General features: G+C 69.6%; 10 protein-coding genes. All 10 read left to right on the forward strand.

The genetic code is table 11. The features are described 5' to 3' along the window. Positions 1 to 23 precede the first annotated feature (23 nt). On the forward strand, positions 24 to 1,808 hold the full coding sequence (locus FV560_RS12480; protein ID WP_159621864.1) for a peptidoglycan D,D-transpeptidase FtsI family protein: 1,785 nt from the start codon (positions 24 to 26) through the stop codon (positions 1,806 to 1,808). Between the two features lie 35 nt (positions 1,809 to 1,843). After that, positions 1,844 to 3,448, forward strand: a complete 1,605-nt coding sequence (locus FV560_RS12485; protein WP_159621865.1) for a UDP-N-acetylmuramoyl-L-alanyl-D-glutamate--2,6-diaminopimelate ligase — start codon at positions 1,844 to 1,846, stop codon at positions 3,446 to 3,448. Next, a complete protein-coding gene (locus FV560_RS12490; RefSeq protein ID WP_159621866.1) occupies positions 3,445 to 4,893 on the forward strand; it encodes a UDP-N-acetylmuramoyl-tripeptide--D-alanyl-D-alanine ligase in 1,449 nt (482 codons plus the stop codon). Before FV560_RS12485 ends, FV560_RS12490 begins: the two co-directional genes overlap by 4 nt. After that, positions 4,890 to 5,972: a phospho-N-acetylmuramoyl-pentapeptide-transferase gene (mraY, locus tag FV560_RS12495; protein ID WP_159621867.1), complete on the forward strand. Its 1,083-nt coding sequence runs from the start codon at positions 4,890 to 4,892 to the stop codon at positions 5,970 to 5,972. The genes FV560_RS12490 and mraY overlap by 4 nt, the downstream gene beginning before the upstream one ends. Before the next feature lie 131 nt (positions 5,973 to 6,103). Beyond that, positions 6,104 to 7,606 carry a Mur ligase family protein gene (locus FV560_RS12500; RefSeq protein ID WP_159621868.1) on the forward strand — a complete coding sequence of 501 codons (1,503 nt, stop codon included), beginning with the start codon at positions 6,104 to 6,106 and terminating at the stop codon, positions 7,604 to 7,606. 245 nt (positions 7,607 to 7,851) lie between these two features. Then, positions 7,852 to 9,024, forward strand: coding sequence for an FtsW/RodA/SpoVE family cell cycle protein (locus tag FV560_RS12505; protein ID WP_235020098.1), 1,173 nt, complete (start codon positions 7,852 to 7,854; stop codon positions 9,022 to 9,024). Then, positions 9,017 to 10,141, forward strand: a complete 1,125-nt coding sequence (locus FV560_RS20135; protein ID WP_200837648.1) for a UDP-N-acetylglucosamine--N-acetylmuramyl-(pentapeptide) pyrophosphoryl-undecaprenol N-acetylglucosamine transferase — start codon at positions 9,017 to 9,019, stop codon at positions 10,139 to 10,141. Before FV560_RS12505 ends, FV560_RS20135 begins: the two co-directional genes overlap by 8 nt. After that, complete coding sequence (gene murC / locus FV560_RS20140; protein ID WP_235020099.1) at positions 10,138 to 11,493, forward strand: UDP-N-acetylmuramate--L-alanine ligase; 1,356 nt, start codon at positions 10,138 to 10,140, stop codon at positions 11,491 to 11,493. The genes FV560_RS20135 and murC overlap by 4 nt, the downstream gene beginning before the upstream one ends. Before the next feature lie 323 nt (positions 11,494 to 11,816). After that, complete coding sequence (locus tag FV560_RS12515) at positions 11,817 to 12,578, forward strand: cell division protein FtsQ/DivIB (protein WP_159621870.1); 762 nt, start codon at positions 11,817 to 11,819, stop codon at positions 12,576 to 12,578. Positions 12,579 to 12,758: 180 nt separating this feature from the next. Next, a complete protein-coding gene (ftsZ, locus tag FV560_RS12520; RefSeq protein ID WP_159621871.1) occupies positions 12,759 to 13,976 on the forward strand; it encodes a cell division protein FtsZ in 1,218 nt (405 codons plus the stop codon). Position 13,977: the final 1 nt, after the last annotated feature.

Below are 13,977 nucleotides of genomic sequence, written 5' to 3' on the forward strand. Positions count from 1 at the left end.
GCAGGGGAACGAGAGGACGCACGATGGCACAGTCGAGACGGGTGAACCCGGTCATGGCCGTCGGTACGCCGGAACGCCGTCAGGCGGTGCTGCTGGCGATGCTGCTGGTCGTCGTGCTCGCGTTCGCCGCCCGCTTGGTGTGGGTGCAGGTCATCGAGGGGCCACGACTGGCGGCCGCGGCACAGGCGGATCGCAGCTACACCTACACCGATCACGCTGCCCGCGGTTCGATCGTGGACAGCAATGGCACCGTGCTCGCCACCTCGGTACAGACCTACCGAGTGGTCGCCGACCTGATGTCGATCCCCGCCTATACGCCCCAGGACTCCGAGGGTGAAGTCACCGGCTACGGTGCGGCGGCTGCGGCGCGCGACCTGGCTCCGATCCTGGGCCTCGACCGCAACCGATTGGGCGCCGAGCTCGTGGGGGAGGACCGGTACCACATCATCGCGCGTGAGGTGACCCCGGAAGTCTGGCAGGAGATCGCCGCGCTCAACGTCCCCGGCATCTCCGCCGAGGAGACCGCCGAACGGTCTTATCCCAACGGCAGCACGGCGGGGCAGATCGTCGGTTGGGTCAACGATGAAGGTGACGGTGCGGCGGGTCTGGAGTCCAGCCTGAACTCGCGACTGTTGGGCACAGACGGCGAGTTCACCGTCGAGATCGGTGCCACGGGTCAAGTCATTCCCACCGGACAGAACGTTTCCACGCCCGCCGTGCCGGGATGCGATGTGCACCTGACGATCGACGCCGATCTGAACTGGTATGCCCAGCGCACCATCGATGAGACGGTCGACACCTACGGTGCGGACTGGGGCGCCGTCGTCGTGATCGACACCCGGACCGGACAGATCCTCGCGTTGGCAGACTCCGACGCGGTCGACCCGAACGACCCAGGTGCCTCGCGCTACAGCGGGTCCCACGCCGTCCAGGACGTCTACGACCCTGGGTCGACCGGCAAGGTGCTCACCGTGCTCTCCGCGCTCGAGGAGGGCGAGGTTACCCCGACCACTGCGATCGAGGACCCATATCGCCTGACCACGGAGAACGGCCAGACTTTCCACGACCACACCGAGCACCCGGACCAGATGCTGACCACCACCGGGGTATTGGCCTATTCCGCGAACACCGGCACTGTCAACATCGGGTCCCGGATGAGCGATGCGACCCGGTACGAGTACATGCAGCGACTCGGCTGGGGGACCCGGACCGGGGTCGGTCTGCCCGGGGAGACGGCGGGGCTCCTGCACCACTACGAGGACTGGGACGGCGCGATGCGCTACACCACCATGTTCGGCCAGGGCGTCTCGGTGAACCTGCTGCAGAACACGAGCGTCTTCTCCACCATTGCCAACGATGGCGTGCGTATGCCGCTGAGCATCGTCGACGGCTATGACTGCTCCGACGGCTACGAGGAGGTCGACCCCGGCGAGCCGGTCCAGGTGGTCTCCGAGGAGTCCAGCGAGCAGATGATCCGGATGCTGGAGAGCGTCGTGGGCGAGGAGGGCACCGGCGAGCGGGCCGCGATCGACGGTTACCGCACGGCCGGGAAGACCGGGACGGCCCAGATCCCGGACGGCCACGGTGGCATCAGTGATGTCGCGGCCTCCTTCGTCGGGATCGCCCCCGCGGACGACCCGCAGATCGCCGTCGGTGTGGTGGTCTACCGCCCGGACAGCGGCTTCTTCGGGGGCACGATCGCTGCACCCGTCTTCCAGGACGTGACGTCCTTCGCCCTGCAGTCCCTCGGCGTCCCGCCCAGCAGTGAGCCCGCCGATCCGTACCCGCTCCGGCCCGACGATCAGTGACCGGTCAGAGACGACGGGCGGTAGATTTCTCACTCATGAACACCATTCCCGCGGCCCGGACGACGGCGGACCTCGCCGTCGCCTTCGGGCTCGATCTGCGAGCCGGTGACAGTGGTGGCGGTGCTGCCGGCGACCCCGGTGCCGCTGCTGCCGAGAATGTCGTCGTCACCGGTGTCAGCCTGGACAACCGCCAGACGACACACGGCGACCTGTTCGCAGCACTTCCCGGTGCCCACACCCACGGGGCTGAACATGCATCCGCCGCCGTCGATGCCGGTGCGGTCGCGATCCTCACCGATCCCGACGGCGCAGCTCGCCTCGAGCGTGCCGGCGTGGCGGGCGTGCCGGTTCTGGTGGCCGAGGACGTACGCGGGGTGCTCGGGGCCGTCAGCGCGGAGGTGTACCACCGCCCGGCCGAGCAGATGCGGACCTTCGGGGTCACTGGGACGAATGGTAAGACCACGACGACGTACCTGCTTGAGGAGATCCTCCACGGTCTGGGGCGCAGCACCGGTCTGATCGGAACCGTGGAGATCAAGGTCGGTGAGGAGCGCAGACCCGCCAGGCTGACCACACCCGAGTCGCCGCAGGTCCAGGCGCTGCTCGCCCGGATGGTCGACGCCAGGGTGGAGGATCTGGTGATGGAGGTCTCCTCCCACGCCCTCGCGCTGCACCGCGTGGACCCCGTTGTCTACGACATGGTCTCCTTCACGAACCTGACTCCCGACCACCTGGACTTCCACGGCGACATGGAGTCCTACTTCCGCACCAAGGCTGAGCTGTTCACACCCGCGCGGGCGCGTCGAGGTGTCGTGCTCGCCGACGATGCGTGGGGCGCCCGGCTGGCGGCCGAGGCGACGATCCCGGTGGTGACGGTGGGATCGCAGACCCCGCCCACGCAGCCAGACCCCGACACCGACTGGCTGATCACGCTCACCCACGGCCGGCCCGACCACACCGAGTTCACCCTCACCCACCGGGATGGGCGCAGCCTGTCCACCGCGGTCTGGATGCCCGGCCGGTTCAACGTGCTCAACGCTGCCGTGGCCCTGGTGATGGTGATCGAGGCCGGCGTACCCATCTCGGAGCTGCACGACCACCTGCGTACGGGGCTGCGGCCGTCCGTGCCGGGACGTATGGAGCGTGTGGCGGACAACCCGCGCTGCATTGTTGACTTCGCACACAACGCCGATGCGCTCGCCCTGGTGCTGCGCGCCTTGCGACCGACGACGAAGGGTCGTCTGTTCGTGGTCTTCGGCGCCACCGGCCAGCGGGACACCGCCAAGCGCCCCCGGATGGGCGAGGTGGCGGTGCGTGGCGCCGACGTAGTGGTCGTCACCGACGACGACCCGCACGATGAGGACCCAGCGACGATCCGCTCGGACGTCATGGCCGGGGCTCTGCGCGCGGTCGCGGAGCAGCAGCGTGGCGGTCGTACGGTCGACCTGTTCGAGGTTGCGCCCCGTGCCACGGCGATCCGCCGCGCCGTACATTTCGCGGGCCCTGCGGACACGGTGCTGATTGCGGGCAGGGGCCACGAGACGATCCAGGAGATCGCCGGGGTTGAGCATCATCTGGACGATCGGGACGAGGTGCGCGCCGCACTTGCCGACCGTCCGCTTCATCCTGGAGCCTCATGATCACCCTCACCCTGGCCGAGATCGCGGCCGCCACGTCTGGTCGTGTCCATGACCCGGGGCAGTCCACCGGCCGGCCCGCTGAACCGTCGGAGCTCGTGCAGGTCACCTCCGAGGTGGTGATCGACTCCCGGCTCGCAGCCCCCGGTGGTCTGTTCGTCGCCGTCACCGGTGAGCGGGTGGATGGTCATGACTACCTGACGGCGGCCGCCGAGCGCGGAGCTGTCGCAGCCCTGGTCTCGCGCCCGGTGCCGGACAGTCCCGTCCCGTACGTGCACGTACCCGACGTCCAGCTTGCACTCGGCGCCCTGGCCCGGGAGGTGCTGGTACGCCTGCGCGCCGCCGGGCAGATCACGGTCGTGGCGATCACCGGATCGGTGGGCAAGACCAGCACCAAGGATCTTCTCGCACAGGTGCTGGCGCCAGTGGGTGACCTGATCGCCCCGGCGGGATCGTTCAACAACGAGCTCGGCCTGCCGTTGACCGTGCTTCGAGCCAACGAGAGAACCCGGGTGCTGGTGCTCGAGATGGGAGCGGACCGGGTCGGCAACCTCACCTACCTGACGGCGATCGCCCCACCGGACATCGCCGTGGTGCTCGCGGTCGGAACGGCTCACCTCGGCGGCTTCGGTAGCGTCGAAGCCATCGCGATGGCGAAGTCGGAATTGGTCCAGGGTCTGCGCCCGGACGGGATCGCGGTGCTGAACGCCGATGACCCGCGGGTGGTCACGATGGCTGAGGTCTCGGCCGGTGCTGAGGTGCGCAGCTTCGCCCAGGTCGCCGATGCACACGTGCGTGCCACTGATGTCACGGTGGACGCTGACGGGCATGCCACGTTCACGTTGAGCGCCGGACCCGTTCACGTTCCTGCTCGTCTCGCGCTGGTGGGGCGCCACCACGTGACGAACGCGTTGGCTGCTGCCACCGTTGCCCTCACGCTCGGGCTGACACTTGAGCAGGTGGCAGACGGGCTCGGAACTGCCGCGGCGTTGAGCCCGCACCGGATGCATGTCCGGTCCTGGGGGCGGCGTACTCTCATCGACGATGCCTACAACGCGAACCCGGACTCGATGAGGGCGGCGCTGGACGCCCTCGGGTCCATCGCCGGCACCCGGCGCCGGGTCGCAGTGCTGGGCGAGATGCGTGAGCTCGGTGAGATCGCTGCACAGGCACACGAGGAGATCGGCCGGTACGCCGCCGGCCAGGGAACCGACCTGGTCGTGACCGTCGGCAGTGGCGCCGAGCCGATCGCTGGCGGTGCGAGAGCCGCCGGTGTACCGGTGGTGAGGTCGGTGGCTGACGTGGGCGAGGCGGAGGAACTGCTGGTGAGCGAGCTCGGCGACGACGACGTGGTGCTGGTCAAGTCCTCCAACTCGGCCGGTCTGGCAGCGCTTGCCGACCGGCTGGTTGCCGCGGCGGGATCGACCGGGGCGGGGGAGTCCGCATGATCGCCATTCTCGTCGCCGGAGCGGTGGCGCTCGTGGTCTCCCTGCTCGGCACCCCGTTGTTCATCCGGTTCCTGGTGCACCGCAACTACGGGCAGTTCATCCGCCAGGACGGTCCGACGGCACACTTCACCAAGCGCGGGACCCCCACCATGGGCGGTGTGGTCATCATCGTGGCCACCTTGGTGGCCTACGCCTTCTCGAACGTGGTGACCGGCAACCTGCCCAGCGCTTCCGGTCTGCTGCTGTTGTTCCTCATGGTTGGGCTGGGCGTCGTCGGCTTCCTCGACGATTTCATCAAGATCAGCCGACAGCGCTCCCTGGGGCTGAGCCCCGCCTGGAAGATCGTCGGCCAGGGCGTGATCGGCGTCGTCTTCTCGGTGCTGGTGCTGCAGTTCCCGAACGAGCGGTTCCGCACACCGGCGAGCACCGAGATCTCCTTCTCCCGGGATCTCGGGATCGACCTGGCGTTCGCCGGCGCGACTGTGGGGCTGCTGCTGTTCGTCATCTGGGCGAACTTCCTCATCACCGCCTGGTCGAATGCGGTCAATCTGACCGACGGGCTCGACGGTCTCGCGACCGGCGCGTCGATGTTCGTCTTCGGGGCTTACACCTTGGTGACCATCTGGCAGATGAACCAGAACTGTCAGCTGCTCTCCAGCGTGGGACCGAGCTGCTATGAGGTCCGGGACCCGCGCGACCTGTCGATCGTGGCGGCCGCGATCGTCGGAGCCTGCTTCGGGTTCCTGTGGTGGAACGCCTCCCCGGCGAAGATCTTCATGGGTGACACGGGAGCGCTCGCACTGGGCGGCGCGCTCGCGGGGATGACGATCCTGACCCGTACCGAGATCCTGGGAGCGATCATCGGAGGACTGTTCGTGCTGATCATCCTCTCGGACGTCATCCAGATCGGCTTCTTCAAGGCGACTGGCCGCCGGGTGTTCAAGATGGCCCCGCTGCATCATCACTTCGAGCTGATGGGCTGGGGCGAGGTGACGATCGTCATCCGGTTCTGGATCATCGCGGCCCTGTGCGCGAGTCTCGGGCTGGGCATCTTCTACGCCGAGTGGATTGCTGGATGATCCCGAGGAGCCCCGGCGGAGGTGGCCCGACGGAGGAGGGGCGGCGGAGCCAGGCACCGCAGGGATCAGACCACGAGGACTGGATGATCCCGAGGAGCCAGGCACCGCAGGGATCAGACCAAGGGCGCAGGATGATCGACTCACTCCGCGGCCGCGAGGTGCTCGTCGCCGGACTCGGCATCTCGGGACGAGCCTGCGTCGAGGCGCTGGTCGAGGTGGGTGCGCGGGTCTGCGCCGTGGATTCGCGGCCGGGACAAGCCGAGGGGCTGCCTCCGGGCGTGCGCGTGGTCACGGGGGAGGAGCCGACGGCGCTGGCCGAGCAGGCATGGGAGCGTCCGCCGAGCCTGGTGGTCGCCTCGCCGGGGTGGCGACCGGCGTCTCCGGTGCTGCAGCTCGCGGCCGAACGTGGCGTCCCGGTCTGGAGCGAGGTCGAGCTGGCCTGGCAGGTCTGCTCACCGCAGGTGCGTTGGCTGACCCTCACCGGCACGAACGGGAAGACCACCACCGTCGGCATGCTCGAGCAGATGCTCACCGCACACGGGTGGCGGGCGCCGGCCGTGGGCAACGTCGGCAGGCCGATCGTGACCACGGTGCTGCAGGCCCGGGCCGGTGGGGAGAGACTCGATGCTCTCGCAGTGGAGCTGTCGTCGTTCCAGTTGCATTACACCCACTCGGTCTCCCCGGTCGCCTCCGCGTGCCTGAATGTCGACGCCGACCATCTCGACTGGCATGGGTCCTTGGACGCCTACGCGGCCGCGAAGGCCCGGGTCTTTGAACGGACGCAGGCGGCTTGTGTCTACAACGTGGCCGATCCACGTACACGGCGCATGGTGGAGGAGGCCGACGTGATCGACGGTGCTCGCGCCGTCGGGTTCACCCTCGGGATGCCAGGACCGGGTCAGGTCGGCGTGGTCGAAGATGTCCTCGCGGACCGGGCGTTCCCACCCAACCGGCACACGCACGCAGCCGAGCTGGGAACCCTCGCGGACTTGCGCCACCTCGGCGGTGGTGCGGCTTCCGCCACGTCGATCCCCGGTGATCCGTCGATCCCCGATGATGCGGACGGGCTGTCCATCCCGCCGCATGTGGTGGCGAACGCCCTCGCGGCAGCGGCACTCGCACGGGCCGCTGGGGTGGAACCCGGCGACATCGCGGCGGGCCTGCGTGCTTACCGCCCGGGGGCGCACCGCATGCAGGTCGTCGCCGACGTGGACGGTGTGCGCTTCATCGACGATTCGAAGGCCACGAACGCCCATGCGGCGTCCGCTGCGCTGGCGGCGATGGAGCCCGGGTCGACGGTGTGGATCGCCGGCGGATTGGCCAAGGGCGCCCGGTTCGACGATCTGGTGGAGCGGCACGCGGGGAAGCTGCGCGCCGTGGTGGTGATCGGCGTCGATCCGGAACCGATCGTCAGCGCGCTACAGCGACACGCGCCCGACATCCCACGCCTGGTGGTACCCGCTGGCGACACTGAGGTCATGAGACAGGCCGTCGCTGCAGCCCGCGCGCAGGCGCGCCCGGGTGATGCGGTGCTGCTCGCTCCGGCGTGCGCTTCGATGGATCAGTTCGAATCCTACGCAGCCCGCGGCGAGGCGTTCACCGCATCGGTCCATTCGCTCGTGGAGCGGTCGTGAGTACCGCCGCACCTGCCCGCCGGCGACCTGCCACGCGGAGCGCATCGTCGAAGAAGCCGCCTTCGACGCGCACGGCGGCGCAGAAGACAGCGACCAAGGCAGCCAAGAAGACAGCCAAGAAGACACAGCCTCAGCGCTCGCCCTCACCTGCCCGGAAGCCGTCATCGGCACGTCAGCCGCGGTCCGCGCAGCCTGTACGCGCACGTCGGGCGCCGTGGGCTCAGAGCGCGGCCTGGCAGTCCCCGGTGACCAGCTACTACCTGATCGGTGGCGCGACGCTCCTGCTGCTGGCGCTCGGCCTCATCATGGTGCTCTCGGCGTCCTCGATCCCCTCCCTGCGCGATGGTGACTCCATCACCGGTGGCTTCCGCAATCAGGCGATCTATGCCGCGGTCGCAGTCGTCGGCGCGGTGATCATCACCCGGCTCCCGGTGCGGTGGATCCGCCGGCTGGCGTGGCCGGCGATGCTCGGCACGCTGGCACTGCAGGCCCTGCTCTTCACTCCGTTCGCTGTGGCCGCGGGCGGCAATGCTGCGTGGGTGTACTTCGCTCCTGGCGTGGGGCTCCAACCCTCGGAGTTCGGCAAGTTCGGCCTCGCGATCTGGTTGGGTGCGGTCCTCGCGACCAAGGGGCGGCTGCTGCAGCACTGGGGGCACGTGCTCTTCCCGGCGGTGTTGGTCGCCGGCATGTTCCTGGGCACGGTGATCTATAGCCATGATGTGGGCACCGGCCTGATCCTGATCATGCTCGTCGCCGGTGCTCTCTGGGTCGCAGGTGTACCCATCTCGAAGTTCGTGGTGGCGGGATCGGCCGTGGTGGCCGGTTTGGCGTTCCTCGTCATCTCCTCCGGCAACCGGACGAGGCGCGTGATGCAGTTCCTCGGCATGGGCGGTGACGATGACCCGTTGGGCGCGAACATGCAGCCGGAACGCGCCCTCGAGGGCCTCGGGACCGGTGGAATCTCCGGTGTGGGCCTGGGCGCATCGCGGGAGAAGTGGCTCTGGCTGCCGGCGGCCGAGGACGACTACATCTTCGCCATCATCGGTGAGGAGCTCGGCCTGCTGGGGTGCCTGTTGGTGCTCGCGCTCTTCGCGGCCCTGGCCGTAGGCTTCTCACGCGTGATCCGTCGCCATCAGGACCCGTTCGTGAAGATCACCACGGCCGCGATCGGGTGCTGGATCCTCGGGCAGGCGATGGTGAACATCGCTGTGGTCATCGGCCTGCTCCCGGTGATCGGTGTACCGCTGCCGCTGCTGTCGAAGGGAGGCTCGGCGTTGGTGACGACGATCGCGGCGCTGGCCGTGGTGCTGGCCTTCGCGCGCGACGAGCCCGGTGCGAAGGAGGCGATGGCCGCTCGCCGTGGCTCGATGCGGCGATCCTTGGCCGTGATCGCAGCCGGGGGCCGCGGGCGTGGCTGATCACATTGTGCTGGCCGGCGGGGGGTCGGCCGGCCACGTCAACCCGCTGCTGGCCACCGCCGCCGAGCTGAAGGCGCGTGAACCCGGTGTGGCTCTGACCGTGCTCGGTACGGCCGAAGGGCTGGAGGCCGATCTGGTTCCGGCCGCCGGTCTCGAGCTGACAGTGATCGAGAAGGTGCCGATGCCCCGGCGGCCCAACCTCGACGCGCTCCGGTTCCCCGGGCGCTGGCGACGGGCGATACGGACGGCGAGAGACGCGGTCGGCGGTGCTCGTGCGGTGGTGGGCTTCGGCGGCTACGTGGCCACCCCGGCCTACCTGGCGGCTCGCCGGCTGGGTGTACCGATCGTGATCCATGAGCAGAATGCGCTCCCTGGCCTCGCGAACCGTCTCGGCGCGCGGTGGGCTGAGGCCGTGGGGGTGACCTTCGCCGGAACACCGCTGCCGAAGGCACGGTGGGTGGGTCTGCCGCTGCGGCCCCCGATCGCGGATCTGGTGGCCGCCCGTGCGGCTGACGCGCGGGGACGGGCCAGGGACGGCGCGCACGCGTGCGGACTCGACCCCGATCGGCGCACCGTCCTCGTGACCGGCGGCTCCCTCGGTGCCCTGCGGCTGAACGAGCAGATCCCGACGATCGCAGCTGAGCTCGTGGCCGCCGGCGCGCAGGTCCTGCACGCGACCGGCCGTGGCAAGCTCGAGCCGGTGCTCGCTGCGCGTTCGGCGATGGCCCCCGACGTCGCAGCTCACTACCACGCGGTGGAGTACCTCACCGAGATGCACGAGGCATTGGCCTGTGCCGATCTGATGATCGGCCGTGCCGGGGCCGGGACGGTCAGTGAACTCGCCGCGCTCGGGATCGCGGCCGTATATGTCCCGTTGCCGGTCGGTAACGGCGAGCAACGCCGCAATGCCGCCGGCGTGGTCGAGGCCGGCGGGGGACTGCTGGTCGAGGACCAGGAGTTCACGGCCAGCTGGCTGCGGGAGCACGTGTTGCCGTTGATCGCCGACGGTGAGCGATTGCGGGCCATGGCTCAGGCGGCCTCCACCGCCGGTGTCCGTGACGGCGCGGCGCGGGTGGCCGACCTGGTCCGTGAGGCGGCGGAGGGGAGGACGCGGTGAACGTTCATCTCATCGCGATCGGTGGGGCCGGTATGTCGGTGATCGCCGAGCTCTTGCTCGCCGGTGGGGCCCAGGTCTCCGGATCGGACCGGCAGGACTCGGCCGTGCTGCGACGCCTGGCGGACCTTGGTGCGAGGGTTCATGTGGGCCACGCCGCCGAGCACGTACTGGGTGCGGATCTGGTGGTGGTCTCCTCGGCGATCGGCTCCGACAACGTCGAGCTGCGCGCCGCCCGTGAAGCCGGGATCGAGATCGTGCACCGGTCGGTCGCCCTCGCGCAGGCATCCGCCGGGAAGGACTTCGTGGCCGTCGCCGGGGCGCACGGCAAGACCACGACCTCCGCGATGCTGGCGGTCGCGTTGCGGGACGCGGGAGGTGACCCCTCGTTCGCGATCGGCGGAGCCGTGCTCGCACTGGGCTCCGGGGCCCGTGCCGGGACGGGTCAGGTCTTCGTGGCCGAGGCGGACGAGTCCGATGGTTCCTTCCTCAACTACACCCCGCGGGTCGCGATCGTGACGAACATCGAACCCGACCACCTCGACCACTACGGCACCCCCGCCGCTTTCGAGGCCGCTTTCGACGACTTCGCCGGCCGCGTGGTGCCCGGCGGACTGGTGATCACCTGTGCCGATGACGAGGGGGCCGCACGGTTCGCCGAACGGGTGAGAGCCGGTGGGACGCGCGTGCGCACCTACGGCTCACACCCTGCGGCCGACGTGCGGCTGGACCGCATCGTTCTCGAACCGTCCGCGGCGAGCGCGCGGCTGCTCGCGCCGGAAGGTGAGTTCGAGCTCGAACTCGCGGTCCCAGGTGAGCACAACCTGCGCAACGCCGCAGCCGCATGGTGCGCCGGGGTAGAGCTGGGCGTGGCCGCCGAGACGATGGCGGCGGGACTCGGCACGTTCACCGGCACAGCCCGGCGATTCGAAGACCGGGGCACGGTTGCGGGTGTGCGAGTGGTCGACGACTATGCCCACAACCCGACGAAGGTGGCAGCGGCTGTACGGACCGGCCGGGGTGCGGTCGGTGCAGGCCGCGTGCTCGTCCTCTTCCAGCCCCACCTCTTCTCGCGCACCCAGACCTTCGCAGCCGAGTTCGCCGACGCTCTGGCCGGTGCAGACGAGGTGATCCTCACCGCGATCTATCCCGCGCGGGAGGAGCCGCGGCCAGGCGTGACCTCAGCGCTCATCAGCGATCGGCTACCCGGTGCCCGGTACGTGCCCGACCATCGCCATGCGGCGCACGCGGTCGCCGACCTCGCACGAGAGGGCGATCTCGTGATGACCATCGGAGCCGGCGACGTGACCGTCCTCGGCGAGGTGGTCCTCGATCGGCTCCGGGAGCGCGGATGAGGGCCCCGGCGCAACCGCGTCCGCGCGCGACGGGCCCGGGTGAGGACCGCGGACAGGTGTCCACGCGCGCGGAGCGCTCCCGCCCCGCCGCGGACCGAGCGCGGGGAAGGCAGGACGAACGGGAGAACCGGGGTCGCGCCACGTCCGCGCCGAGGGCCGGCCGCAGCGCAGCCACGACGGCGGGCCGGAAAGCGACGGACCGGAAGACGACAGACCGGAAGACGACAGACCGGAAGGCCGATCGGTCGAAACCGAGTCCCACGCAGGGACGGTCCCGGTCCGGAGCCGACCGGCCCGCGACCACCGGTCGATCCCGGGGTGAGGTGCAGCGTGCCGCTGACCCGGACTCTTCTGGAGTGGGCCAGCTGGCGGAGCGGCTGCGCGAGCGCCGGGCGGCGGTGCGCCGGCTGCGGTGGCGGATGGTGCTCGCCGTGGTGGGCTCGGTGCTGACTGTGGGCGTGCTCGGCTGGGTCGTGTTCGCCTCACCGGTGCTGACCGTCCACCCGGAGGACGTGCAGGTGAGCGGGACCTCGTCGTTCGTGCCCGAGGAGGAAGTGCTCGAACTGGCCGAGGTCGCCCATGATCAGCCGGTCGCCCGCGTGGACACCGGGGCGCTCGCGGAGCAGATCACCGCCCTGGCCGCCGTACGCGACGTTCAGGTGCGACGCGCGTGGCCCAACGGCCTGACCATCGCGATCGAGCCGCGAGTCCCCGTCGCCGTGGTCGCTGACGGCGACCAGTACGCCGTGCTGGACGCCGACGCCGTCGTGGTGGCGCGTGACGACGCACCGGTGGACGGCCTCGCCGCGGTCACCGTGCCGCTGGGGGAGGAGGCGGCCGCTGACTCCCTCGACGCTGTCCTGACGGTCCTGGCGGCGCTTCCTGGAGAGCTGCGTACGGATGTGATCAGTGCCGGTGCACAGACGCCGTACCAGGTGGTGCTCACGCTGGCCGGCGGTGCGGAGGTGATGTGGGGCAGTGCGGTGGAGAACGACCTCAAGGTCGAAGTGCTCCGCACGTTGCTTCAGGAAGACGCGGGCCGGTACGACGTTTCCGCGCCCCGTTCACCGATCACCTCCGAGTGAGCCCTGGCACAGGCATATGCCTGTGCGACACACCCGCCGATGTCGTTGCCCTGCGGGGGCGAGAGACCTAGCGTCATGGGTGCGAGAGAATGACATAACTCTTACTCTCAAGTTGAGGGTTAGGGTTTGAAACGTGGGTCAGCAGCACCCGAGCACGAGCACCGGACGAGAGGGATCGACGTGGCGGCACCGCAGAACTATTTGGCGGTCATCAAGGTGGTCGGGATCGGTGGCGGAGGCGTCAACGCCGTCAACCGCATGATCGAGGTCGGGTTGAAGGGCGTGGAGTTCATCGCCGTCAACACGGACGCCCAGGCCTTGCTGATGAGCGACGCCGACGTCAAGCTCGACGTCGGACGAGAACTGACCCGAGGATTGGGCGCCGGCGCCGATCCTGAGGTCGGCAAGAAGGCGGCCGAGGACCACACCGAGGAGATCGAAGAGGTCCTACGCGGAGCCGACATGGTGTTCGTCACGGCCGGCGAGGGGGGCGGGACCGGTACCGGTGGTGCCCCGGTCGTCGCCAAGATCGCCCGGTCGCTCGGCGCCCTGACGATCGGGGTGGTGACACGCCCGTTCACCTTCGAGGGACGTCGTCGGGGGGTTCAGGCCGATTCTGGGATCGAGGCACTCCGGTCGGAGGTCGACACCCTCATCGTCATCCCGAACGATCGTCTGCTCTCGATCAGTGACCGGAACGTCTCCGTGCTGGACGCGTTCAAGTCGGCCGACCAGGTGCTGCTCTCCGGTGTGCAGGGCATCACCGACCTCATCACCACGCCGGGTCTGATCAATCTCGACTTCGCCGACGTCAAGTCCGTGATGCAGGGCGCCGGGACCGCGTTGATGGGGATCGGCTCGGCCCGAGGCGAGGACCGCGCCGTCCAGGCGTCGGAGCTGGCGATCTCCTCGCCGCTGCTGGAGGCGAGTATCGACGGCGCCCACGGGGTGCTCCTCTCGATCCAGGGTGGCAGCGACCTGGGCCTGTTCGAGATCCACGAGGCCGCCCGGCTGGTGCAGGAGGCCGCTCATCCGGAGGCCAACATCATCTTCGGGGCAGTCATCGACGACGCACTCGGAGACGAGGTGCGGGTGACGGTGATCGCTGCAGGATTCGACAGCGGTGCGCCCGGCCGGGCCGGTGTGGCACCCGCTGCCCGAGCGGCTGCCGCACCTGCGGCCGCACCGGCCAACGAGGTGCGCGAGACGCCGGCTGTCCCCGCTCGGGCGGAGGAACCCGAGGAAGAGGCGGAGACGACTCCTGCCGTCCCGGCCCCCGCCCCCGAGCGGGCCGCCGAACCGCAGCCCGTGGCGAACCCGCTCGAGGTGCCGCGCGTCTTCGACGAGGACTCCCGCCGACGAGAGGACGACCTCGACGTGCCTGACTTCCTCAAGTGAG

The sequence above is a fragment of the Ruania rhizosphaerae genome (assembly GCF_009805705.1).
GTDB lineage: Bacteria > Actinomycetota > Actinomycetes > Actinomycetales > Beutenbergiaceae > Ruania > Ruania rhizosphaerae.